The following is a 24,168-nucleotide window of genomic DNA, read 5'->3' as shown; positions in this document are numbered from 1 at the left end:
CGGCTGACTCAGGTGTCGAGGCGAGCCACGGCGGCGTCGTACAGCGTCTGCGCTGCCTCCGCGGCCGCGTCGGCGGCGGCGTGCGTGACCGGCTTGCCGAGATAGTTGTTGGCGTTGCGGTCCAGGCGCATCACGTCGTAGTGGGCGGCTGCGTCGCGCGGCGGCGGGGTATCGAAGATGGCGGCGAGGAACCTGCCGACCTTCACATGGCCACCGGCGCCGTACGTCGTCTTGTAGCCATAGCTCGCGAGGACCGCCTCGCCGACGTCGTGCGCGGCCTTGTAGGCGAGGTTGTAGCGGTTCTCGGTCCGGGTGACGTTGGGTACGTCGGCGAGGGCCGACTCGGCGCCGGCGAGGAAGGCCCGGGCCTTCTTCTCATCCGGCCTCACGGCGCGCAGGGCGCCGGAGCGTACGAGCGCGTCAACCGCCTTCTGCTGCGCCGGCGTCAGCGGCAGGGGCATCCGGTCCTCCTCCATAGATCTCGATCACCGGGCTGGCCCGGACCTCCTCGAGGAACCCGGTCTGCTCCTCGGCCTCCTCCGGGCTCATGATCGTCGGGTTCACGATGCGCCCGACGCTGTCGGAGACCTCCCGGCAGACGCGGTAGACCGCCCGTGCGTCGGGACTGCCGATCACCATCAGGTCGATGTCGTTCGGCGGCGGCCCCGGCTCGCCCTTCGCCCTGGCCGCGAACGAGCCGAACAGGAACGCCCGTTCGATCCCGCCGACGTCTTCGAGGGCCTCCCGGAGCAGCACGACCGGGCCGGTCACCGTCAGCAGGATCTCTCGCGTCGGCGCCAGCAGCGGGCTCTGCTCGTTTCCCCTGATCAGCCGGGTCCTGCCGACTCGGCGGTCGACGAGCAGACCCGCCTCGAGCAGCCGCGCGACCTCGCGATGGACCGTCGGATAGGGCAGTCCAGCCCGCTCGGCGAGGTCGGTCATGCTCATCTCCTCTGCCGGGAGCAGCAGTTCCGAGAGCAGCAGCGCCTGCGCCTCCGACCGGAACAGAGGCGCGAGCACCGGAGCCTGACTTCTCACAAAATGGATAATAACCTCCATTTTGTGGATATGTCACCCCTTCGGCCCGCAGCTCACGCGGCGACAGGCGTGTTCAGGGCGGCCGCGAGGCCCGGCATCCCCGACCCCACCTGGATGACCACGTCAACAGTCTCGTCCCGAAGGTGCGCTCGGTGGGTCAGCACCGTCGCAAGGACACTGAGCCAGGACTGCACGACCGCCCCCGTCACACGGTGAGCGAGTGTCGCCTGACGTACGTCATCCAGCAATGGCGCCGAAAGCGCGACCGACAGGTCGGGAAACATCGATGGACCATGGATGGCGGCGACCTGGAGATCCCCACGGGCGCCCATCACCAGCTCGTTGTCCACCAGGCGCCAAGCACGAGCTGCCGCAACAGCCGCGTCGGCGTCGACCAGCAACCCGACCACGACGTCGACAATGTGCGGCGCAGCATGCCATCGTCCATCGGGCGGCAGGCCGTCGATCGTCGCAGCGAACGCGACCGGACCCGTCCCGGTCAGCTCTTGGTCCGTGGTGAGCTGGTCCGCGACCGCAACCGTCAACAGATGACTGATCACGATCGTCTTGACCATCCGCCGAAGGTTCTCCTCCGGGAAGGGGTCGTCGCTGTTATCGCTGTCCAACCAGTCGCGCGCAGCCGGCCAAGCGGCGCGGCTCCAAGTGAGACCGATTCCGTCGACCAGCGTCGACGTGTCCTGGGCAAGGCGGTCGAGCGCGGCACTTCTCCCGACGCTTCGCGCCGCCGCGCGCGCCACCAGTTGCGGATGACCGGCGGCTCTCGCCGCCTCCAAAGGAAACGCGATGTTCACCAACCCGATCATGTCCTCTGGCGAGAAGGCGCAGATCACGCCAGCGTGAGCGGCCACCAGCGGCGTACGCGGTCCCCATCGCTGGTGCGGATCCCAGGATGAAACGGAAGGCAGTGCCCATATCCCACCGGGAGCGCCATCTGAGCGCCGGAAGCCCGCGCTGAGTCCGGCATACTCAGCTTCAGCAACATCGATCGCGTCATCATCCATCGCTACGAGCGCCCCCTCGGGCACACGATGGAGCGACCAGCGCAAGGGTATGACGCTCGATGGCTCCGCCTGGTAGGCGTCGAGGCTGGCTGCCTCCACGGGGGCGCCGAGCTCGAAAGTGACCTGCACCATCCCGGCGTCGAACCGCTGGCTGTACGTATCGCCCGGGGCGATACGACCATCGATCAGCCGCCAGGCAAGCTCATTGAGGATGACAGCCGCATCGTGGGAGCTGAACCGCCAGTCATGGCCGGGGTCTTCGCCGGCATTGGGCCGCGCCCACATGTGCACCTCAGGCAGCCCGCGTTCGGCCAATCCGACCGTGTAGGCGAAGTCTCGACTGTCGTCCTCGTTGTGAAAGACCGCCAGGACTTGCCAGGACGGCTCCCTCGAAAGCTCCTGCTTCTCCGTCATGTGCCCACCGTAGATCTGAGCACCGACATCGAGGCCGGGCTCAGGCCGCGAGGCGCTTCACAGCCAGCGTCGTACAACGTCTGCGCAGCGTCGGCCGGGAGATCTCCCCATCCAAAGGTAGGTTCCCCACGCACCGGAGCGTGGGGAACCTACCGACGAGGTGGGAAAGATCCGGGTGAGTGGGGAAATGCCCGGCCCCGGCGCCGCATCACTTCAGCGGGTCGATGATCGCGTCGATGACGACCCGGGCCCAGTCGAGGAGATCCGGGCCGTCGAGGGGCTTGGCGGGGAAGCCGGAGGAGACCGGGCGCGGGACCATGATGGTGTCCAGCTGCGGCTTGACCAGGGACTTCGGGTACATCCGGTTGAGCCGAACGACACGGGAGTCGGGCAGCGAGACCGGGTGGAAGCGTACGTTCTTGCCGGCCAGGGTGACCTCGGAGACGCCGGCCTGGCGGGCGCGGGCGCGGAAGCGGGCGACCTGGAGCAGCGAGGAGACCTCCGCGGGCGGCTTGCCGTAGCGGTCTAGGAGCTCGGCGGCGACCGACTCGACGTCCTCGTCGGAGCGGACCTCGGCCAGGCGCTTGTAGATCTCCAGGCGCAGCCGCTCCGAGGGGATGTAGTCGTGAGGCAGGTGGGCGTCGACGGGGAGCTCGATGCGTACCTCGTTGAGCTCTTCGGCGGCACCGTCCGGGCCGGCCTTGAACTCGGCCACGGCCTCACCCACCAACCTCACGTAGAGGTCGAAGCCGACGTCGGCGATGTGGCCGGACTGCTCGCCGCCGAGCAGGTTGCCGGCGCCGCGGATCTCGAGGTCCTTCATCGCGATCGCCATGCCGCCGCCGAGGTCGGAGTGCTGGGCCAGCGTGGCCAGGCGCTCGTGGGCGGTCTCGGTCAGCGGCTTCTCGCCGGGGTAGAGGAAGTAGGCGTAGGCGCGCTCACGCGAACGGCCGACGCGGCCGCGCAGCTGGTGGAGCTGGCTCAGACCCAAGGTGTCGGCGCGCTCGATGATCATGGTGTTGGCGTTGGAGACGTCGAGGCCCGACTCGACCAGCGTGGTGCACACCAGCACATCGAACTCCTTCTCCCAGAAGTCGACCATCACCTGCTCGAGCTGCTTCTCGTTCATCTGGCCGTGCGCGACGGCGACCCTCGCCTCGGGCACCAGCTCGCGGATCCGCGCGGCCGCCTTCTCGATCGAGTTGACCCGGTTGTGGATGTAGAAGACCTGACCCTCGCGGAGCAGCTCACGCCGCACCGCGGCGACGATCTGGCGATCCTCGTAGGCCCCGACGTACGTCAGGACCGGGTGTCGCTCCTCGGGCGGCGTGGTGATCGTGGACATCTCCCGGATGCCGGTGATCGACATCTCCAGGGTGCGCGGGATGGGCGTGGCCGACATGGACAGGAAGTCGACCGAGGTTCGCAGGCGCTTCATCGCCTCCTTGTGCTCGACGCCGAAGCGCTGCTCCTCGTCGACGACGATCATGCCGAGGTCCTTGAACCGGATGTCCTTGTTGAACAGGCGGTGGGTGCCGACCACGATGTCGATGGTGCCGTCGGCGAGGCCGGCCATGACCTCGGCCGCCTCCTTGTCGGTCTGGAACCGAGACAGCCCGCGTACGTTGACCGGGAAGCCCGACATCCGCTCCATGAAGGTCGACAGGTGCTGGGAGACCAGCAGCGTCGTCGGCACCAGCACGGCGACCTGCTTGCCGTCCTGGACCGCCTTGAACGCCGCCCGCACCGCGATCTCGGTCTTGCCGTAGCCGACGTCACCGCAGACCAGCCGGTCCATCGGCACCGGCCGCATCATGTCCTGCTTGACCTCGTCGATGACGGCGAGCTGGTCGGCGGTCTCCTGGAACGGGAAGGCGTCCTCGAGCTCGCGCTGCCAGGGGTTGTCGGGGCCGAACTGGAAGCCCTTGGTCGCCTGCCGCGCGGCGTAGAGCTTGATCAGCTCGGCGGCGATCTCGCGGACCGCCTTGCGGGCACGGGCCTTGCGCTTCTGCCAGTCCGCGCCGCCGAGCCGGTCGAGGCTCGGCTGCTCGCCACCGACGTACCTGGTGACCTGGTCGAGGGCGTCGGCCGGGACGTAGAGCCGGTCGGCCGGTCCGCCGCGCTTGGAGGCGCCGTACTCCAGGACGAGGTATTCGCGGGTCGCGCCCTGCACCTCGCGCTGCTTCATCTCGATGAACTGCCCGACGCCGTGCTGCTCGTGGACGACGTAGTCGCCGGGCTTGAGCTCGAGCGGGTCGATCTGCTTCTTGCGCCGCGCGGGCATCTTGACCATGTCGCGCGTGGACGATTTCTGCCCCGAGATGTCCTCACCGGTGAGCACCACGAGCTGGTTGCCCTCGTCGACGAAGCCGTGGTTGAGCCGGGCGTGGACGACGGTGACCGTCTTGTGGACGGGCTTGGCGCTCTCTTCGTCACCCTCTGCCAGGCGGGCCGGGACGTCGCGCTCGCCCAGGGCTTCGACCGTACGCTGCGCCGTGCCGTGCGCGGGCTGGACCACGACCACGCGGTAGGAGTCGTCGCGCCAGTTCTCGATGTCGGTCAGCGCGGCAGCGGTGTCGCCGCGGTAAGCCTTCGCGGGCTGCCAGTCGATCTTGCGGGTGGAGACGCCGACGACGTCGGGGTCGGTCTCAGCCGCCTGGTCGTCGAGGCCGAACGGGCTGACCGACCACCACGGCTTGCCCTGGGCGATGGCGTGGGCGCGTACGTCGGCGAGGTCGCGGTAGGAGGCCGCGGAGAGGTCGATCGGGGCGACTCCCCCGCTCGCCGCGGCGGCCCAGGAGGCGCCGAGGAACTCTTCGGCGGTGGCGACCAGGTCGTGGGCGCGGCTGCGGATCCGCTCGGGGTCGAGCAGCAGGACGTGGCTGTCATCCGGGATCAGGTCGAGCAGCAGTTCCATGTCATCGACGAGCGCGGGCGCGAGCGACTCCATGCCGTCGACCGCGATCCCGGCGGCGATCTTGTCGGTGAGCTCGATCAGGGTGGGGTGGGCCTCGCCCAGCTTTCGCGCCCGGTCCCGGACCTCCGGGGTGAGCAGGAGCTCGCGGCACGGCGGCGCCCAGAGGCGTTCGGTGGCCCCACCGTGCTCCTCAGCGATGGCGCGCTGGTCGGCGACCGAGAAGTGGCGGATCGAGTCGACCTCGTCGCCCCAGAACTCCACGCGTACGGGGTGCTCCTCGGTCGGCGGGAACACGTCCACGATGCCGCCGCGGACGGCGAACTCACCGCGCTTCTCGACCAGGTCGACGCGGGAGTAGGCCGCGTCGGCGAGCTTCTGCACGACGACGTCCAGGGTCGCCTCCTGACCAGTGATCAGCTCGACCGGCTCCAGGTCGCCGAGGCCCTTGACCTGCGGCTGCAGCACGCTGCGTACCGGGGCGACGACCACCTTCAGCGGGCCGTGGGCACCGTCAGCGTCGGGGTGGCGGAGGCGGCGGAGCACGGCGAGCCGACGTCCGACGGTGTCCGACCGCGGGGAGAGCCGCTCGTGCGGCAGCGTCTCCCAGCTCGGGTAGAAGGCGACCGAGTCGGGCGGGAGCAGGTCGGTCAGGTCGCTGACCAGATCCTCGGCCTCGCGAGAGGTCGCGGTGACCGCGAGGACGGTGCGCTCCTGGCGTACGAGACCGGTGACCACGAACGGGCGCAGCGCCTCCGGCCCGGTGACGTCGAGCGCCAGCATCCGGCCGCCCTTGGCCTCCGCCATCACCTCGCTCAGGGCAGCATCGCGCAGGACGAGATCGGCGAGCGGGGCGAGGATCACGGGTGACTCCAAAATGACGGCAAGCACGAGAGCCCCCGGCCGGAAAGACAGGGGGTGCTGGCACCAGTCTAGAAGACATGTGTAAAGACGTTTGACTTCGAGCGCGCGCGAGGCCGGAGCGTGGATCGCATGAGATACACGACCATCGGAACAGGCGCCGGGTCACGGCGCGTCAGCAAGCTCGCGCTCGGCGTGATGCGGTTCGGGACGGACACGGACGTCGAGACGTCGTACGCGATCCTCGACCGCTTCGTCGAGGCCGGCGGCACCTTCGTCGACACCTCCAACAACTACGCCTACTGGGCCAACGGCACCCAGGGCGGCGAGAGCGAGACCGTGCTCGGGCAGTGGCGCCGGGACCGCGGGATCGGCGAGGAGCTCGTCATCTCCACCAAGGTCGGGGCACGCCCGACCGACGTCGTCGAGCGCGTCGAGAACGGATGGCTGAACCAGCGCAACCGCACCTGGGAGGGGCTGGCTCCGGAGAACGTACGCGAGCAGGCCGACCGCTCCCGCGAACGCCTCGGCGTCGAGCGGCTCGACCTCTACTACGCGCACGTGCCGGACACGAAGGGCGTGCCGCTGGAGGAGTACGCCGCGGGCTTCGCCGCCCTCGTGAAGGACGGCGTCATCGGCCAGTTCGGGCTGAGCAACCACTGGTCCTGGCAGGTCGAGCGGGCACGGGCGGTCAACCCGGAGGAGGCCCGGCCGAGCGTGCTGCAGTATCACCACACCTACCTGCGGATGCGTACGGACATCCCCAACCCACGGCTCTCCATCGACGGCGAGATCGGCGTCGCCGACGCATCCCTGCTCGCCTACCTGCGCGCAACGCCGGGGCTGACGCTGGTCGCCTACACACCGCTGCTCAGCGGGGCCTACACGAATCCTTCGAAGCCGCTCGATCCCGCCTACGACCACCCCGGGACGACCGCACGCCTCGCGGTGCTCGACGAGGTCGCCACCGAGACCGGCGCGACCCGCAACCAGGTCGTGCTGGCCTGGATGCTCGGCGACCCGCTCCCGGTGATCCCGCTGATCGGGGCCTCATCCGTCGCCCAGCTCGACGAGAGCCTGGCGGCGGTCGACCTGGAGCTCAGCGAGGAGCAGAGGGCTCGGCTCGACGCTGCTGGGCGATGAGCTCGGCGTCAGGATCCGTCTCTCCGACCGCGGCCGCGTAGTAGGAGACCTTGAACTCGATCGCGTCGAGATGGGCCGCCGTCTCCTCCAGCTGCGCGCGCACCCGGTCGCGGTGTGCGCGCAGCAGGGCGAGGCGGGCCTCCTCGTTGCCGGAGCCGTCGCGGACCATCTCGGCATAGCGCCGGATCTCCCGGATCGGCATCCCCGTCGAGCGCAGCCTGGTGATCAGCGTGATCCAGCCGAGGTCGCCCTCGGTGTAGGCGCGGTGGCCCGACCCGTTGCGGCCGACCCCGAGCATCAGCCCGTCACGCTCGTAGTAGCGCAGCGTGTGCGCCGTCAGGCCGGTCCGCGCGGCCACCTCGGCGATGCTGAGCCCGTTGCTGTGCGCCTGCGTCGTCATGAACTCCAGTCTCCTGGTTCGAGTGCACTCGAAGTCAAGTAACTCAGAGCGCCGAGCCGCCCGTCACGTCGAGCGTCTCGCCGGTGACCCATCGCGCCTGGGGCGAGGCGAGGAAGCCGACCGCGTCGGCGACGTCCTCCGGGGTGCCGATCCGGCCGAACACCGACAGCGCGTCGGCCTGCGCCCTCGGCTCGGGCAGGTTGATCCAGTCGGCGTTGATGTCGGTCTCGATCACGCCGGGGAGAACCGCGTTGACCGTCGCCCCGCGTGCGGCGAGGGGTGCGGCCAGCGAGCGGGTGAGGTTGTTGATGCCTGCCTTGGCCGCGGCGTACGCCAGGTGGGTCGGCGCCGCCACGCGGGTGTAGCCGGTCGAAACGTTGATCACGCGGCCGCCCTCGCGCAGGTGCGGAGCGACCGCCTGGGTCAGGAACATCGGCGCGATCAGGTTGACCTCGAGGACGCGGCGCGCGGTGGCCGGGTCGAGCTCGTGGAGCTCCTGGTTGCCGTTGATGCCCGCGTTGTTGACCAGGATGTCGAGCCCGCCATCCTCCTCGAGCGCGGCCGCGGTCCACGCCTCCGCGATCTCGGCCGCCGCCTTCGCGCCGTCCTCGCCGAGGTCCGCCTCGATCAGGACCGCCCGGGCCCCGGCGGCCTCGACGAGTCGCGCGGTCTCCTCCGCGGCCGCGCGGTTCGAGCCGTAGTGGATGCCGATCAGGCCGACACCGTCGGCGGCCAGAAGTACGGCGATGGCGCGGCCGATCCCGCGCGAGGCTCCGGTGACGAGTGCGTTGCGGGTCATCTCGGTCTCATTTCTGTAGTGGTCGCTAAATAATGCTCTGGGAGTTAATGTAGGGATCACTATGGAAATGCGCAAGCCCTCCCGCGGACGTCCGCGCTCCTTCGACGAGGAGGCGGTGCTCGACGCGGTGATGCGGGCGTTCTGGGAGCACGGGTACGAAGGCACGAGCGTCGCGACGCTCGAGGCCGCGACCGGGCTGAAGGCCCCCAGCCTCTACGGGGCGTTCGGCTCCAAGGAGCTGCTCTACCAGACCGCCCTCGAGCGCTACGCGAGCGAGCACGGCAACGTGCTCCGGCCCGACGGACCGGCTCGCGAGGCCATCTCGGAATTCCTGTACGAGGCCGCCGACCGGTTCAGCGAGAGCGGCCTCCCGCCGGGCTGCATGGTCTCGACGGCCGCGCTGGCACTGGGCACCGCCCAGCGCGGCGTCGCCACCCGCCCGGCGAAGATGCGCTCCGAGACGCTCGCCGGGATCGAGCAGCGATTGCGGACCGCGGTCACCGAGGGTGAGCTGCCGGACGGGACCGACGCGGGCGCCCTGGCGCGGCTCTTCGGCGCGGTGATCCAGGGCATGTCGGTGCAGGCGATCGACGGCGCCACCCGGCAGGAGCTGCGTGGGCTCGCCGCGGCCGCGATGGCTGCGTGGCCGCGATGACGTTTCGCGGATCGCTGAGAGCCAGGACGTACGCCGCCGGGGCGGCCCTCCTGCTCGCGCTCAGCGCCTGCGGTGGGACACCCGAAGCCGAACCGTCGCCGACGACCAGCGCCTCGGCTCCTTCGACGTCGGCGGAGCCGTCACCCAGCGACGTACCTTCGTCTTCTTCTCCGGCCGTCGCGAAGCCGGGGACGGTGCCGCCGCCGTGGCTCGGCACCCGGGTGCTGAAGGAGGACGCGGAGGGCTACGGGATCGCCGGGCCGACGCCGAAGGAGCTGCGCAACCGGGCCTGGACGCTTCCGGACATGATCCCGATGCTGCCCGGTGACGGCTTCACGGCCGAGGTCGACATCGCGCCGGACGAGGTGATCGCGCGCTCGACCTGGGTGCCTGGATGCCCGGTCTCGCGGCGGGAGCTGGCCTGGGTACGGATGACGTTCTGGGGCTTCGACGGCGCCCGCCACACCGGCGAGATGCTGATCAACGCCCGGGTCGCCGAGGACGTCGTCGGGGTCTTCCGGCAGCTCTACGAGGCGAGATTCCCGATCGAGCAGATGGACATCACCACGAAGGCGGCCCTGGACGCGCCGCCGACCGGCGACGGCAACGGCACCGGCGGCTTCGTCTGCCGCCCGTCGGTCGGCCAGACCTCCTTCTCCCAGCACGCCTACGGCCTGGCGATCGACCTGAACACCTTCCAGAACCCGTACGTCAAGGGTGACCGCGTCATCCCCGAGCTCGCCCGCTGGTACCTGAACCGGTCCAGGAGGGCGCCCGGGATGATCCACCCGGACGATGTGGTCGTCCATGCCTTCGCCGACATCGGCTGGGAGTGGGGCGGCGACTGGAACTCGCTGAAGGACTACCAGCACTTCAGCGAGAACGGCACCTGACTCAGGCGGACTCGGTCTCGGCGAGCTCGCGCTTCCAGTCGCGGAAGGTCTCCTCGGTGCGGCCGCGGCGCCAGTAGCCGGAGATGGAGAGGTCGGCCTTCGGGACGCCGCGCTCCTTGAGGAGGTAGGGGCGGATGCCGTGCATGGTGACCGCGGCCTCGCCGTGGACGAAGGCGTGGACACGGCCGTCGAGCCACTTCAGGTCGCGGATGGCGGTGACCAGCGGCTGCTCGTGGCCCTCGGCGTCCTCGGCGGCGTGGTGGGTGTGGCCGCCGGTGACCAGCCAGGTCACCTCGACGCCAGTGCGGTGGTCGAGGGGCTGCTCGTGGCCCGGCGCCGGGATGTCGATGACGGCGTAGCCGCGGGCGTCGGAGGGCAGCGCGGCCAGCGCGGCGCGGATGGCCGGCAGGGCGGTCTCGTCGCCGGCGATGAGGTGCCAGTCGGCCTCGGGGTCGGGCGAATAGGCACCGCCGGGGCCGCGAGCCGCGAGGGTGTCGCCGGGCTTGGCCGCGGCGGCCCAGGGGCCGGCGTACCCCTCCGTGCCATGTACGACGAAGTCGATGTCGAGGGTGCCGTCCTCGACCGAGGGGTTGAGAGCGGTGTACGTGCGCACCACCTGGCCGTCGTTCTGCTCGAAGACCAGCTTGACGTAGCGGTCGGTGAAGACGCTCGACGAGAAGGCGCTCAGGTCCTCGGAGCGGAAGCTCACCCGGATCATCGTCGGACTGAGTCGCTCGGTGGCGGTGACGACGAGGATGGTCTCAGGCTTGGCGGGACGGGTCATGTAGGCAACCCTAACTTGCCTTCAAACACGCCGCGGTCAACCCGCCGACCGGGTGGAGTGCGTGGACCGGGGCTGGGTGGCCTCGGCCGGGAGTGCCGGCGAGGGGATGTCGGGAGCGGGGCGCTGGGGCTTGGCGACCAGCGACAGGCTCGGCTCGAGCACCCGCAGCAGCGACTCGACGTGGCCACGGGCCTCGGTCACCAGCCGCCGGGCTTCGCGCGGGGTCCGCTTCCGCAGGTCCTGGAGGTCGTCGTCGGCCGGCCGCCGGACCCGCCGCCGGGCCTTCTGCAGCGGCGCGAGCTGGACGAGCGTACGCACCCGGGTGGCCGCATCCGCCTCCGAACCCGCGGGGCCGCCCAGGGCCGTCCGTCCGAGCAGGTCCCCGAGCGCGGCGATCTCGACGAGGGTGAAGGTGCGCTTGACCGCGGAGGGCACCAGCCGGGCGACCTCGCTGCGGTGGGAGCGTTCGGCGGTGATGATCAGGTCGGCGCTCTCGATGTCGTCGACGTCGAGCGGGTAGGCCTGGTGCCTGGTCAGCCGGACCCCGGCGAGGGCCACCTCGGAGGCGATCATCGGGTCCATGTCGTAGCCCTCGAGCGCCTCGCTGCCGGCCGAGATCACCGTGATGCCGTGGCGAGCGAGCCCACCGATCTGGCCGACGCCCTCACGGAGCATCGCCTCGATCGCCGGCGATCGTCGTACGTTCCCGCTGCAGACGACCAGGATCGTCGCGGTGTCCATCCCTGCCTACCTTCGAAAAAGTTGCCTGCCGGTTCTCGAGCGTGGACCTCACATCCACGCGGCCAACCCCCCGAACGTGACGGACAGACATTACGCAGTCGACGTACGCCTCCAGAAACCGACGGCGGATCAATCCCCCATTTGGGTGAACGAGCCGGACACCCGGCCCTGTCATCCCCAAAACGGGGTGAGGATGTGCGATGGCCCCGCGGCCCCGCCCTGACGGCGGATGAGTCACGGACGAGCAGCCTGGCAAAGACATCGGATGGAGTGGCCTGTTGGACCTGCGCGACTATGTCGCTGCCCTGCGGAAGCGCTGGTACATCGTCGCGGTGCTCGCGATCATCGGTGCCGGCGCGGCCTTCGCGCAGGCGCACGCGAGCCCGCCGCAGTACCGCGCGCAGAGCACCGTCTTCGTCTCGATCGCGCACGGCGCGACGACCCAGGAGCTGGTCCAGGGCTCGACCTTCACCCAGGACATCGTCCAGTCCTACGCCAAGCTGGCGACGATGCCGGTGGTCCTCGACCAGGTCATCTACGACCTCGACCTCGACACGACCCCCAAGGCGCTGGCCGAGACGATCACCGCCGAGAACCCGCTCGACACCGTGATCATCGAGATCGACGCGGTGGCCACCACGAGCACCGGCGCCTCCGACCTCTCCAACGCGGTCGCTGACGAGCTCACCACCACGATCACCAACCTCTCCCCCACCTCCAACAAGAAGTCCGCTGTGCAGGTGACCGTGGTCGCCCGTGCCGACCCGCCCGAGGAGGCGTTCGCACCGCGTACGCGACTGGCCGCCCTGGTCGGTTTCGCCGGCGGCTTCGGCCTCGGTGTCGCGATCGCCGTGGTCCGCGCCCTTCTGGACACCCGGGTCAGGACCGCGGCCGAGCTCGAGCAGCTCACCGACATGGGGCTCCTCGGGGCGATCCCCCGGCGCCGGGGCCAGCGACGCTCGCGTGGCGCGGTGACCGCCATCGACCCGCACAACGTCGCGGCCGAGGCCTATCGGAGATTGCAGACCAACCTGCAGTTCCTCGACGCCTCCGCGAGGGTCCGCTCGATGGTCGTGACCTCCTCGATCGGCGGCGAGGGCAAGTCGACCACCTCGATCAACCTGGCCCTGGCGATCGCGGAGCAGGGCCAGCGCGTGCTGCTGGTCGACGCCGACATGCGCCGCCCCGCGGTCGCCGACTACTGCGGCCTGGAGGGTGCGGCCGGGCTGACGACGGTGCTGATCGGGAAGGCCGAGCTCGGCGACGTCGTCCAGGTCTGGGGCGACGCCAACCTGCACGTGCTCACCATGGGCGAGATCCCGCCCAACCCCGCGCAGCTGATCGGCTCGCCGCGGATGGTCGACCTGCTGGAGGAGGCGCGGGACGGCTACGACGTGGTCATCCTCGACTCCCCGCCGCTGCTCCCGGTGGCCGACGGCGCGATCCTGTCCCGGCTGACCGACGGCGCCCTGGTCGTCGCCAACTGCCGTACGATCCACCGCCCGCAGGTCCTGGAGGCCATCGACAGCCTCGAGGCCGTCGACGCCCGCTGCCTCGGCATCGTCGCCAACCAGGTCCGTGACACCGCCGCGCACACCTACTACGGCCAGCCGGAGCAGAGCTGGTTCGCCCGCCTCCTCTCCGGTCTCGTACGCCCCCGGGAACCGCGGCAGCAGGGCTACCCGGCCGCCGGGAGCTGAGCATGGCCGTCGCTACGGCGGTCCGGGTCCGCACCGGTCGCACCGGGCGTACCCGACGCGCCGAGCGCACCGGCTGGGAGGTGCTGACCGCTCTCCTGGCCGGTGCCGCGGCGTTCCTCGCCGGGACCGACTTCGATCTCGTCCGTGGGCTGACCGTGGGCGGGCTGATGGGTGCGGCCCTGGCGCCGGTCTGGATCCGGGAGGCGGGCCGCTACCGCGGTGCGGCCCTGGGCGGCGTACTCCTTCTTGCCTGTCTCTTCTCCGCGCTGGCGCTCGCCACCTGGCGCTCGGCGACCCACCCACCGACCGAGGCCGGCGTGCTGTTCGAGTTGCTGCCGGTCGTCTCGGCCGCGATGTGCGTCGGGGCGCTGCTGTGGGCGCAGCGCGTGCTGTCGCCGGGGGTCGTGGTGTGCCTCTACGCCCTCGGCTCGTTCATGACCGCGACGATGGGCTCGCGGTTCGCCGAGGACCCGTGGCGGTTCGGGTTCTCGATGCCCGCGACGATGCTGCTGCTGGGAGTCTGCCTGCTCATCCGGCGGCGACCCCGAAAGCGGCTCCTCGCCGACATGACCGTCCTCGGGATCCTCACCGCGGTCACCGCGCTGTCCGGAGCCAGGTCGATGAGCGCGTTCCTGATCATGACCGCGGTGCTGCTGCTGTGGCAGCACCGGCCGAGGACGGCCAAGCGGACCACCTCGGCGCTGCTCTCGCTGGTGCTGGTGGGGGCCTTGGGGCTCGGGCTCTACCAAGCGCTGGAGGGTGCCGCACTCGACGGCTACCTCGGCCAGTCGGCCCAGGAGCGCACCGAGGAGCAGACCCAGGCGGCCGGGTCGCTCATCCTCGGCGGCCGGCCCGAGATCGGGGCCACGGTCGCGCTGATGCTCCACGAGCCGCTCGGCTACGGCGCCGGCGTCATGGCCACGCCGACCGACATGCAGGCCGCGAAGCAGGGCATGTCTCTTCTGGGCTACGACCCCGACAACGGCTACGTCGAGCACTACATGTTCGGCACCCGGATCGAGGTGCACTCGCTGATCGGCGACCTGTGGATCTGGTTCGGGCTCGCCGGACTGGTGCTGGCGGGATGGCTGCTGTGGCTCGCCACCATCTATCTGGGCCGCAGCATGGCCAACCGCACCGGCACCGCGCTCGGCATCTTCCTCGCCCTGCAACTCGGCTGGAACCTCTTCTTCGGCCCGATCATCAGCTCGCTTCCCCCGCTCGCGCTGGCGCTCGGGGTGTTCCTGCTCCAGCGCAAGGAGGCTGCTGCCTCGCCGTCTCCGCCTGTTCAGATGTCACGGAAGCCACCGGCGCGACGGCGACGCCAGGTCCGCCGTGACCAGCGCGCTCGCCGCCGCTACCTCGCCGGAGGTCCGCAGCGTGCGTGAAGGCTGGATCGACTCCGCGCGCGGCCTGGCGATCATCCTGGTGGTGCTCTTCCATGCCGTGATCAACCTCGACCTGGTCGGCCTCGCGGGCCCCTGGTCGCGGCTGGCCTACACCCTCGACACCTTCCGGATGCCGCTGTTCTTCTTCCTCTCCGGCCTCCTCGCTCCCTCGCTGCTCGCCCGGCCGCTGCGGGAGGTGCTGCGCACCCGGTGCCTGAACCTGATCTATCTCTACGTCCTGTGGTGCCTGCTCCTCGGCACCTTCCGCGGGCTCCTGCCGCATCCGCCGCCCGACGCCTTCGCGTCCCTCGCCCGGATCCTGGTCGAGCCCAACGTCTATCTCTGGTTCCTCTACACGTTGTGCCTGTTCACGCTGGTCGGCTGGCTGACCCGGCGGCTTCCCGCGTGGCTCGTCGTCGGCACCGCGCTGATCGTCTCCGCGGTCTTCGCCGCCGGGCTCCTCTCCACGGGCGACGTCCCCTGGGACAAGACGTTCCGCTACTGGTTCTTCTTCGTGCTGGCGTCCCGCGCCGCACCCGCGGTGCGCTCGGTCGTCCCGCGGATGCGGCCGGTGCACGTCGTCGGGCTGGGGGTGGCGTACGTGGTGGCCTTGGGGTTCTTCCTCTACGTCGCCGACGACCGGATCATCTTCGTACGCCCGATGCTGGGCCTGCTCGCGGTGGCCGCTGGCTGCGGGCTCGGGGTGCTGATCGCCCGGGTCCCAGCACTCCGGTTCGTACGCCACCTCGGCACCCGCACGCTGCCGATCTACGTCGTCCACGCCTTCCCGATCACCGCCGCCGCGGCCCTGCTCACCCAGCGCAACATCGACTGGCCACCGGGGACCGGGCTGGTGGCGGTGCCGCTGCTGACGCTCGTCGCGATCCTGCTCGCGCTGGCTCTCGACCGGCTGATCACCGGCCGCATCCGCGGCATCTTCGACTTCCCTGTCGCACGCTGGACCGCCAAGGGCCCGGCCGGCGTGGGTCAGCGGGCGTACTCGGTCACGTAGGAGCCCCAGGCGCCGCGGAGCATGCCGAGGCCGCGGAGGAGGGTGCGGGTGCCGCGGGCGTGGTGGGTCAGCGAGCCGGTGAGGCGGCCGAGGACGAGACGGGCGGATCCGCCCAGGACGCGGACGAGGCCGCGGGCGGTGGCGCGCAGCCGCGCCACCGGACGGCGGCCGGAGGGGGCGAGGTAGACCTGCACACGCGAGTCCGAGTTGCCGATGCGTGCGGCGCGGGCGCGCACCCACTCCGGTGTCGCGCGGTCGGCGGGGACCAGGTCGTCGACGGCAGCCTCGTCGCACCACACGATCCGGCCACCGGCGGCGGAGAGGGTGCGGGTGAAGACGGTGTCGGAGCCACCGGAGAGGCCGAAGCCGAGATCGAAACGGAGCTCGCCGACCTGGCTCATGTCGAGCAGCAGGTTGTTGGTCGCCGCGGTGGTGACGACGGTGCCGGTGACATGCCGCAGCCTCTGGAAGAAGCCACCCGCCGTGATCCACGGATCCGGCTCGGCGGTGAACGTGGAGAGCACCGGCCCGACGACAGCAGCCGCTCCCGTCTCCTCCCAGCAGGCGAGCAGGGTCGGCAGCCACTTCTCCGAGGGCTGCTCGTCGTCGTCGATGAAGACGACTACCGCCTCGGGACCGGCTTCATCCAGCGCCCGGTTGCGGGCGGCGGCGATCCCGGGGGTCGGCTCGTGCACATACCGCACACGTACGTCGCCCCCGGCCGCCTCCGCCACTGAGGCCGAGGCGCTGGGCTGCTCGTCGTTGTCGACGACGAGCAGCCGTGCGCCAGGAACCAGATCGAGCTGGGTGCGGAGCATGCCGATCGCCTCCGCCAGCCCCTCGGAGCGCCGGTAGGTGAGCATGCAGACCCAGACCGGCTGAGCCAGCGGACCCGTCATCGCTGCGACATCATCTGATCGTGACCGTCACCCAGTCGGAGCGAGAGATGTTGCCGAGCGGGTCCACTGCCTCGATCTTGTACTTCTGCGACGAGCGACTGGTGCGGCCGGTGTCGGTGAAGGTCATCGCGGTGTGCTTCCAGAACGGGGCCGAGACCTTCACGGTCTTGATCGGCGTGGAGTCGAGCGAGCCGCGGTAGAGCTTGTAGGTGACGGTCGCGTTGTCCTTGTCGGGGTTGCCCGGCCACTTCAGCGTGGCCTTGCCCGCGGAGGGTGAGGAACCGGTCAGGGCCCACTTGGCGCCCTTCAGCGTCGGACCGACCTTGTTGGGCGCGACGTCCTTGACGGCGAAACGCACCAGACCCTGCTGGGCGACGCCGTTGACCTTCAGGAACTCACCGCCGTACACCACGTAGCTGGCGTTGGCGGTCACGGTCCAGGTCGACTGCTTGGCGCTGGTGTAGGTGCCGTTGGTCCACTTCGGGTACCACTCCAGGAACTCCGGACGCGGGGTGCCGGGGTGGTCGGCGTAGCCGTACTTGTCGTCGGCGATGTTGGTGCCACGTACGTCCTGGGTGGTCGCGGTGGCGTGGTACCACGCCCGCGGCTTGGTCTCCGGGAAGCCACCGGAGGTATCGCAGCCGTGCTTGTGGCTGGCTTGGTAGACGGTCTCGGCGGTCGGCCAGACGGCGTAGGTGTCGCCGTGGCAGTCCTCGAGCCAGGTCAGCTTGCCGGTGGCCCAGTCGGCCTTGAAGGAGCCTTCGAAGTTGCCACCGCTGCCGTAGTCGTAGCCGGTGCCGTAGAAGCTGGTGCCGTCGGACTCGAGCGACAAGATCGCCGCCTCGGCGCCGCCGTTCCGGATCTCGGTGTTGACCGGCAGCGCCAGCGAGCTGCCCGAGGAGACCTCGAGCCGCGCCACCCCATAGCCAGGCGACGAAGAGCCGTTGACGCTGGTGAACGCCCCGCCGATCACGATCTTGGTGCCCTCGGAGGAGACCACGATGTCGTTGACGTTGCCGCCGGCGAGCTTGGGGTTCATCGGCAGCAGGCCGGTGCCGGTGTCGCCGGGCTTGACGGCGGCCAACTTCGTACGTGCCGTGTTGTCGGCAGAGGTGAACACGCCGCCGTAGAAGACCGCGGTGGACGTGGCCGCGACCGCGTTGGTGGTCGAGTTGAAGATCGGCCGGAAGCTCGTCACCTTGCCGGTCGCGAGGTCGATCGCCGCGCCGCGGTAGCGATTGACGCCGTCGATCTGGGTGAAGCCGCCCGCGACGTAGAGCAGCTTCTTGTCAGGTGAGAGCGCCATGTCCTTGACCTGGCCGTTGAACTTCGGTGCGAAGGTGGTGATCAGCTTCCCGGTCGAGAGCCGGTAGGCCAGCATGTTGGACCGGGCCGTCTCGCTGGTGCCGGCCGCCGCACCCGCCGGGCGAGCGGAGGTGAAGCTGCCGCCGACGTAGACGATGTCGCCGACGATCACCTGCTTCCAGGCGACACCGTTGATCTGCACGGTGGGAAGTACGTCGGCCGCGACCGTCTTCGGCAGGTCGGTATCGGTCGGCGCGGTGTCCGCCGATGCGGAGGTCACGGAGGTCGCCAGGGTCAGGCTCGTTGCCACGAGCAACAGAACAGCCAGGATCGGCTTCATCACATCTCTCATCTGGGGGGAGGGTTATCGCTGGGGACGGCCCTTGAAGACCACCACGTCGGCGCCGTTGCCCAGATCGAGCTCGACGCGTACGGGGCGGGCTTCCTCAGGGATCTGGAAGACGTAGACGCCATTGGCCGACTCGCCGTCCGCGACCGAGGCCGGGAACGGCACCTCGCCATCGGAGGCGACGCTGACCGCAGGGGTGCGCTCAGGCCCGTAGTAGGCGTTGACCACACCGAGCGCCAGGTCGAGCTTCTTCCCGGTCTGGTTCTTCACCTTCACGGTGATCGCGAGCGCCGGTCCGCCGATCTCGCCGGGCAGGCTCGCCGTGGCCTGGACCGAGTCGATCCGGGCCAGCCGGGCCGTCACGCCCGGGGACGTGGTCGCCACGGCCTTGAGACCGAGCGCGCGGTTGTCGTCCGACGGTTTCCCCGCCTCGTCGTCCTCCGAGTCGGAGGACGATGTGGACTCCTCGTCCGACGGGGTCGCCGTCGGAGAGGGGGCGGCGGCCACCGTCGAGTCCGACCCGGCGTTCGCCGGACCGGACGGGTTGCGCACGATGAGCACGACCGCGACGCTCACCAGGACGACGGCAGCGACAGCTGCCGCGACGTACATCCTCGAGCGCGGGACTTGACTGAGCATGGGGGATCTTCCGCGGGCGGGTCGGACAAAGACATCGATTCAAAGACGTTGGATTAAAGCCCAAGCCGGACGCCCGTGGGGGGATCCGCGCACGCGCTCCCCAAGATCGGGTATGTCTCCTACGGCTCGATGACCTTCAGGTCGTCGTAGCCGACCCTGACCGGCGTGGTGCCGATCGTCGAGGCGCCGAAGCTGCGCAGCATGACTCCGCCAGCGACCTGGTTGGCGAGGGTCGAGTCGGAGAGCTCGTACGTCCAGCCCGACGGCTCCGCGGAGCCGGCCGGCCACACCTTGGTGCGCACGGTCGCCGGCGCGGTGCCGGTGACCTGGAGGCGGACCATCAGCCGGTCGCCGGGTGCGACGCTCAGGCCGGGGAGGGCGTTGGCGCCGACAACCGGGGTGCCGCTGCGGACGATATGGAGGCCGACGGTGCCGTCCGGGTTGAACCGGAGACGCGAGGCGTAGTGGTTGGTGCCGGAGACTCGGGCGCCGAGGATCGACCAGACGTAACCCGCGTCCGGGAGCCGGGAGGCGGCGACGCTGACGGTGGCGTCGACATCGGTCGCTGAGACCTCCTCGAGCCGGGACTCGGTGGTTCCACCGGGGGTGACGGAGTGCCAGCCGCGGCCCTCGGAGACCGAGAAGTTGCCGGCGGTGCCGGTGCGCGCCCAGGTGCCGCCGGTCTCGGCTGTCCCCCAGCCGCTCGCCTCGGCACGTTCGAAGGTGTCCTCGGCGACGGTGCCCTCGGCCGGCGGGACGGGCTCGCCGTCGACCTCGACGGTGACCCACTCGGTGAGCGACTGGTTGCCGAACGCGTCCTCGGCGACGACCCGATAGCTCTGGGTGGTGCCCGGCGGCGCCTCGGTGTCGACGAAGCTCTGCGTGGTCTGCTTCCAGAACGCCGCGGTGACGGGTTTGGTGTGGATCGGAGCGACATCGGTCGAGCCGCGGTAGACCTTGTAGGTCACGGTCGCGTTGTCCCGGTCAGCGTTGCCGGGCCAGGTCAGCCGGACCTGGCCGTCGGCCGGAGAGGTCGCGGTGAGCCCGAACTCCGCGCCGCTCAGGGCAGGGCCGACGTCGTTGGGGGCGATCTCCTTGACCGCGAAGCGCACCAGCCCCTGCTGGGCGACGCCGTCGACCTTCAGGAACTCGCCGCCGTAGACGACGTAGTCGGCGTTGGCCGTCACCGTCCAGGGCGCCTGGTTGGCACCGGTGAAGGTGCCGGGGGTCCACTTCGGGTACCACTCCAGGAACTCCGGACGCGGGGTGCCGGGGTGGTCGGGGTAGCCGTAGATGTCGCGGGTGTTGGTGCCGCGTACGTCCTGGGTGACCGCCGTCGAGTGCTGGAAGCTGCGCGGGTTGGTCTCCGGGAAGCCGCCGGAGTTGCCGCAGTAGTGCTTGTGGCTGGCCTGGTAGACGACATCGTCGGTGGGCCAGATCGAGTAGGTGTCGCCGTGGCAGTCCTCGAGCCAGGTCAGCTGGCCCGTGGCCCAGTCGGCCTTGAAGGTGCCCTCGGAGTTGCCGCCGCTGCCGTAGTGGTAGCCGCTGCCGTAGAAGCTGGCGCCGTCGCTCTCCAGGGCGAGGACCGCGGAGTTGGTGCCGGCGTCGCGGAACTCGGAGTTGACCGGCAGCGCCATCGAGGCGCCGGTCGCGACCTTGATCCGGGCCAAGCCGTAGCCCGGGTTGGAGGAGCCGTTGACCTTGGTGAAGTTGCCGGCGATCACGATGTCGGCACCGTCGGGCGAGACCACGACGTCCTGCACAGACCCGTTGGAGACTGTCGGGTTCATCGGGAGCAGCTGGGTGCCGGTGTCGCTGGGCCGGACGGCGGCCACCTTCGTACGCGCGGTGTTGTCGGCAGAGGTGAAGACGCCGCCGTAGAAGACCGCGTCGGCGGTGGCCGCGACCGCGTTGGTGGTCGAGTTGAAGATCGGCCGGAAGCTGGTCAGCGCCCCGGTGGCCAGGTTGATCGCCGCGCCGCGGTAGCGGTTGACGCCGTTGACCTGGGTGAAGCTGCCGGCGAGGTAGAGCAGGGACTTGTCGGGCGAGAGCGCCATGTCCTTGACCTGGCCGTTGACCGTCGGCGCGAAGCTGTCGATCAGCTCGCCGGTCGAGAGCCGGTAGGCCAGCATGTTGGACCGCGGAGTCTCATCGGTGCCCGCCGCCGCGCCCGCCGGACGGGCCGAGCTGAAGTTGCCGCCGACATAGACGATGTCGCCGACGATCACCTGCTTCCAGGCGACCCCGTCGATCTGCACCGTCGGGAGTACGTCGGCCGAGACCGTCTCCGGCAGCTCCGGGTCGACCGGAGCCGTATCCGCCGTCGCCCCTCCCGACATGACCAGGCTGCTCACCCCGAGAACAGCTGCGACCGCTCCCGCCGCCAGCAGACGCCATTCGTGAATCCGCGTCATCATCCATCCCTGCACAAGGCGGCCACCTCGGCCGCGACACGGCAGTGTCGCGGACACACACGGTCATCCGCCCGTCAATCGCACGTCCGATCCCCTGAATCGGGTATGTGTGGGGGCGTAAGCATCCAACGCTCGCAAACTGCGTGGTTCAGGGGGCAGACTCCCACACCGTCAGTTGGATGCAGAGTCCACAGGAAGGCGTACGTCTCTTGGCTGTCCCGTCCCGGGTCCTTCTCGGTATCTCCACGGTCGCCACCGTTGTCGCGCTGGGCTCGACCTACGCGCTGACCTCCGGCCCCGCCGAGGAGCCCACGCCGCGTGCGGAGAGGAACTACGGCGATCTGCCGCCCGACGACTTCGGCGGGCCGGTGACGCTGACGCCGTCCCCCTCGCCCTCGGTCTCTCCCTCTGCGTCCTCGACGCGCTCGGCCAAGCCCTCCGACGGCGCGGAGCCGAAGAAGCGGCCCACGGACTCGGGGAAGCCGAACCGCTCCGGCGACCGGCCGGGCGAGCAGGGACCGCGCGAGGGTGAACCGCTGAGCTCACCACCACCGGCGGGCGGCGCTCCGGGGCCGGGCGACACCGGCGTACCTCCCAAGAAGAAGCTGCGCGTCCATCGCGGAGACCTGATCATCAGGACCCCTGGGAAGGTCGTCGACGGGCTCGAGGTGCACGGCCGGATCAACGTCGAGGCGCCGAACGTGACGATCCGCAACACCAGGGTGATCGTGCCGACACGGTCGGAGACCGCTGGGATCTCCAACAACAACGACAACGGTCGCGGGATGCTCGTCAGCAACGTCGAGGTGCTGGCCGAGAACGCCGCACCGGGCGTCAACGGCGTGGTCGGCCACGACTTCACGCTCCAGAGCTCCGAGATCCATCACGTCACCGACCAGGTCCACATCACCGGCAGCAACGTGACCTTGCGCGACAACTGGTTTCACGACAACTACCACTTCGAGAGCGACCCCTACCAGGGCGGCGGTGCCTCCCACGACGACTCGATCCAGATCATCGGCGGCGGCAACATCACGATCGCGAGCAATCGCTTCACCGGCGCCTACAACGCCGGCGTGCAGATCACCCAGAGCATCGGGGACGTCAACGGGGTCACGATCCGCGACAACCTCCTCGGCGGAGGCGGCTGCACCGTCAACATCGCCGAGAAGGGCCGAGGCCCGGTCGACGGCCTGGTGATCCGCGACAACCGGTTCCTCAGCGACCAGCGGATCGACGGCTGCGCGATCATCCACCCGTCCTCGACGAAGGTCAGCCACTCCGGCAACGTCTGGGACGACTCCGGCCGTCCGGTGGCCCTCAGCCGCGGCTGACCTTCTGGGCCAGCGCACCCCTCACGGTCACCACCAGCGACATCACGTCGCGGCGGATCGGCGGGATGAGCAGAAGAATTGCGTACGCTGCGGCCCCGGCCACCACGCAGACCGACACCGTCACCGCGGGGTGCTGCCCGTGAAGGGCCTCGGCGGTGGCGTACGCAGCGGCCGCGACCGCCCCGGCGACCACCAGGATGCGGGCGGCACCGAGGTAGAGCGGGCCGACCCGGAGCTGGGTGCGGCGGGAGATCCACCACAGCGACAGCGGCCACTCCAGGAGATGGGCGGTCGCGTAGCCGACCGCTACCCCGGTGACCCCGTACTGCACCCCGACGAGCACGCAGAGGACCTTCAACGCCGAGGCGACCAGGGTGTAGTGGCGCAGCTCTGTGATCAGCCCGTGAGATAGATAGACCCAGTAGCCGACGTAGGCCAGCGTCTGGAACAGGCCCGCGCAGGCGAGCAGGGCGACGATGCCGGCGACGTCCCAGCCCGGACCGAGCAGGAGCGCACAGACCGGGGCCGCGGCGCCCGCGACCAGGCCGAGCCCGGCGCCGAGGCTGTAGCCGAGCGCGACCTGGCCGCGCTGCACGAACCGCTGGGTCAGCGCCGGGTTGTCGCGGATCCGGCTCAGCACCGGCAGCGCCACCGTCGTGGTGGGGCTGCGCAGCTGAACCAGCGGGTTCATCAGCAGCTGCCAGGCGCGGTTGTAGGTGCCCAGCTCGTGGGCGCCCAGGCGGGTGCCGATGAGCACCGAGTCGATGTTGCTGGCGGCATAGTTGATCAGCTGCGTACCCGCCAGCGACCAGCCGAAACGCAGGAAACCGCCCATCTCGACACCACGGCGGGGGCGGCCGGGGAGCCAGCCGGCGAACGCGCCGATGGCCACCAGGCCGACAGCGGCCTGGACCAGCTGCTGGACGACGAGGGCCCAGTAGCCGGCGCCGTTGGCCGCTGCGTACGCCGCGATCCCGAGGGCCAGCAGGGGCGCCAGGACTGTGGCGGCGGCGAGCCTGGTGAAGAGCAATCGACGGGTGAGGTCGGCGCGATACTGCGCGCCCATGCCGTTGAGGACGAACATCCCCGCCATCGCGGAGGTGAGGGCCGTCAGGGCCGGCTCGTCGTAGAGGGCGGCGACGAGCGGGGCGGCCGCGATGACGACGAGCGCGAGGCCGACGCCGAGGGCGGTGTTGAGCCACCACAGGTTCGACTGCTGCGCCCGGGTGAGCACCTTGGCCTGGATCGCGGCGGTCGAGAGCCCGAAGTCGCGGAAGATCTCGGCGACCGCGACCACCGCGAGCACCATCGCGACCAAGCCGTAGTCGCGCGGCGTGAGCAGCCGCGACAGCACCACGACCGAGGCGATCTGGACCAGGATGCGTACGCCCTGGCCGCCGAGCACCACCATCCCGCCGCGGGCAGCGCTCCTGCCGAGGCCGCGCCGCTCGGTGTCCTCCACGC

General features: G+C 70.1%; 20 protein-coding genes. 7 read left to right on the top strand and 13 right to left on the bottom strand.

From position 1 onward, the window contains the following. Positions 1-8 precede the first annotated feature (8 nt). From OG801_RS20855 to mfd, 4 genes are all read right to left on the bottom strand, one after another. Positions 9-461, bottom strand: a complete 453-nt coding sequence (locus tag OG801_RS20855; RefSeq protein ID WP_406031058.1) for a hypothetical protein — start codon at positions 459-461, stop codon at positions 9-11. Further along, positions 421-1,038 (bottom strand): MarR family transcriptional regulator, encoded by a 618-nt coding sequence (locus OG801_RS20850; protein WP_406031056.1) that lies wholly within the window; start codon positions 1,036-1,038, stop codon positions 421-423. The genes OG801_RS20855 and OG801_RS20850 overlap by 41 nt, the downstream gene beginning before the upstream one ends. A gap of 53 nt (positions 1,039-1,091) precedes the next feature. After that, entirely contained in the window at positions 1,092-2,474 is a 1,383-nt protein-coding gene (locus OG801_RS20845) for a hypothetical protein (protein WP_406031054.1), read from the bottom strand. 208 nt (positions 2,475-2,682) lie between these two features. Next, on the bottom strand, positions 2,683-6,195 hold the full coding sequence (mfd, locus tag OG801_RS20840; RefSeq protein ID WP_355021689.1) for a transcription-repair coupling factor: 3,513 nt from the start codon (positions 6,193-6,195) through the stop codon (positions 2,683-2,685). Between the two features lie 186 nt (positions 6,196-6,381). Between mfd and OG801_RS20835 the strand changes: the two genes are divergently transcribed. Beyond that, positions 6,382-7,392 carry an aldo/keto reductase gene (locus OG801_RS20835; protein ID WP_406031052.1) on the top strand — a complete coding sequence of 337 codons (1,011 nt, stop codon included), beginning with the start codon at positions 6,382-6,384 and terminating at the stop codon, positions 7,390-7,392. Here OG801_RS20835 and OG801_RS20830 read toward each other — a convergent pair. Then, a complete protein-coding gene (locus tag OG801_RS20830; protein ID WP_355021671.1) occupies positions 7,349-7,792 on the bottom strand; it encodes a MerR family transcriptional regulator in 444 nt (147 codons plus the stop codon). The genes OG801_RS20835 and OG801_RS20830 overlap by 44 nt on opposite strands. A gap of 43 nt (positions 7,793-7,835) precedes the next feature. Continuing rightward, positions 7,836-8,591, bottom strand: a complete 756-nt coding sequence (locus tag OG801_RS20825) for an SDR family NAD(P)-dependent oxidoreductase (RefSeq protein ID WP_406031049.1) — start codon at positions 8,589-8,591, stop codon at positions 7,836-7,838. 67 nt (positions 8,592-8,658) lie between these two features. Here OG801_RS20825 and OG801_RS20820 point away from each other — a divergent pair, with 67 nt between their 5' ends. Both OG801_RS20820 and OG801_RS20815 read left to right on the top strand, forming a co-directional pair. Further along, on the top strand, positions 8,659-9,246 hold the full coding sequence (locus tag OG801_RS20820; RefSeq protein ID WP_406031048.1) for a TetR/AcrR family transcriptional regulator: 588 nt from the start codon (positions 8,659-8,661) through the stop codon (positions 9,244-9,246). Next, positions 9,243-10,139, top strand: coding sequence for a M15 family metallopeptidase (locus tag OG801_RS20815; protein WP_406031046.1), 897 nt, complete (start codon positions 9,243-9,245; stop codon positions 10,137-10,139). Before OG801_RS20820 ends, OG801_RS20815 begins: the two co-directional genes overlap by 4 nt. 1 nt (position 10,140) lies before the next feature. Here OG801_RS20815 and OG801_RS20810 read toward each other — a convergent pair whose 3' ends face one another. Together OG801_RS20810 and OG801_RS20805 are read right to left on the bottom strand one after the other, a co-directional pair. Then, a complete protein-coding gene (locus OG801_RS20810; protein ID WP_406031044.1) occupies positions 10,141-10,923 on the bottom strand; it encodes a siderophore-interacting protein in 783 nt (260 codons plus the stop codon). Positions 10,924-10,959: 36 nt separating this feature from the next. Further along, positions 10,960-11,664, bottom strand: a complete 705-nt coding sequence (locus OG801_RS20805) for a hypothetical protein (protein ID WP_355021676.1) — start codon at positions 11,662-11,664, stop codon at positions 10,960-10,962. 278 nt (positions 11,665-11,942) lie between these two features. Here OG801_RS20805 and OG801_RS20800 point away from each other — a divergent pair, with 278 nt between their 5' ends. The 3 genes from OG801_RS20800 to OG801_RS20790 are packed head-to-tail and all read left to right on the top strand — an operon-like array spanning position 11,943 to position 15,764. After that, a complete protein-coding gene (locus OG801_RS20800; RefSeq protein ID WP_406031042.1) occupies positions 11,943-13,364 on the top strand; it encodes a polysaccharide biosynthesis tyrosine autokinase in 1,422 nt (473 codons plus the stop codon). A 2-nt stretch (positions 13,365-13,366) separates the two neighbouring features. Beyond that, positions 13,367-14,752 carry a hypothetical protein gene (locus tag OG801_RS20795; protein ID WP_406031040.1) on the top strand — a complete coding sequence of 462 codons (1,386 nt, stop codon included), beginning with the start codon at positions 13,367-13,369 and terminating at the stop codon, positions 14,750-14,752. Continuing rightward, the gene (locus tag OG801_RS20790) at positions 14,700-15,764 is read left to right on the top strand and encodes an acyltransferase family protein (RefSeq protein ID WP_406031038.1); all 1,065 of its coding nucleotides are present in this window, start codon (positions 14,700-14,702) and stop codon (positions 15,762-15,764) included. Before OG801_RS20795 ends, OG801_RS20790 begins: the two co-directional genes overlap by 53 nt. On the opposite strand, the gene OG801_RS20785 is transcribed toward OG801_RS20790, so the two are convergent. From OG801_RS20785 to OG801_RS20770, 4 genes are all read right to left on the bottom strand, one after another. Continuing rightward, positions 15,740-16,663, bottom strand: a complete 924-nt coding sequence (locus tag OG801_RS20785; protein WP_406031036.1) for a glycosyltransferase family 2 protein — start codon at positions 16,661-16,663, stop codon at positions 15,740-15,742. The genes OG801_RS20790 and OG801_RS20785 overlap by 25 nt on opposite strands. Positions 16,664-16,673: 10 nt before the next feature. Beyond that, positions 16,674-18,320, bottom strand: coding sequence for a hypothetical protein (locus OG801_RS20780; RefSeq protein ID WP_406031034.1), 1,647 nt, complete (start codon positions 18,318-18,320; stop codon positions 16,674-16,676). 12 nt (positions 18,321-18,332) lie between these two features. Continuing rightward, positions 18,333-18,956: a hypothetical protein gene (locus OG801_RS20775; RefSeq protein ID WP_406031032.1), complete on the bottom strand. Its 624-nt coding sequence runs from the start codon at positions 18,954-18,956 to the stop codon at positions 18,333-18,335. 119 nt (positions 18,957-19,075) lie between these two features. Continuing rightward, positions 19,076-21,370: a hypothetical protein gene (locus OG801_RS20770; RefSeq protein WP_406031031.1), complete on the bottom strand. Its 2,295-nt coding sequence runs from the start codon at positions 21,368-21,370 to the stop codon at positions 19,076-19,078. A 179-nt stretch (positions 21,371-21,549) separates the two neighbouring features. Here OG801_RS20770 and OG801_RS20765 point away from each other — a divergent pair, with 179 nt between their 5' ends. Next, positions 21,550-22,704, top strand: a complete 1,155-nt coding sequence (locus OG801_RS20765) for a right-handed parallel beta-helix repeat-containing protein (RefSeq protein WP_406031030.1) — start codon at positions 21,550-21,552, stop codon at positions 22,702-22,704. On the opposite strand, the gene OG801_RS20760 is transcribed toward OG801_RS20765, so the two are convergent. Further along, positions 22,691-24,166: a lipopolysaccharide biosynthesis protein gene (locus tag OG801_RS20760; protein ID WP_355021690.1), complete on the bottom strand. Its 1,476-nt coding sequence runs from the start codon at positions 24,164-24,166 to the stop codon at positions 22,691-22,693. The genes OG801_RS20765 and OG801_RS20760 overlap by 14 nt on opposite strands. Between the last annotated feature and the right edge of the window lie 2 nt (positions 24,167-24,168).

This window comes from Nocardioides sp. NBC_00163 (genome assembly GCF_045206295.1).
GTDB lineage: Bacteria > Actinomycetota > Actinomycetes > Propionibacteriales > Nocardioidaceae > Nocardioides.
Note: the sequence above shows the minus strand (reverse complement) of the source record. Positions and strands in the feature narration are given on the sequence as shown.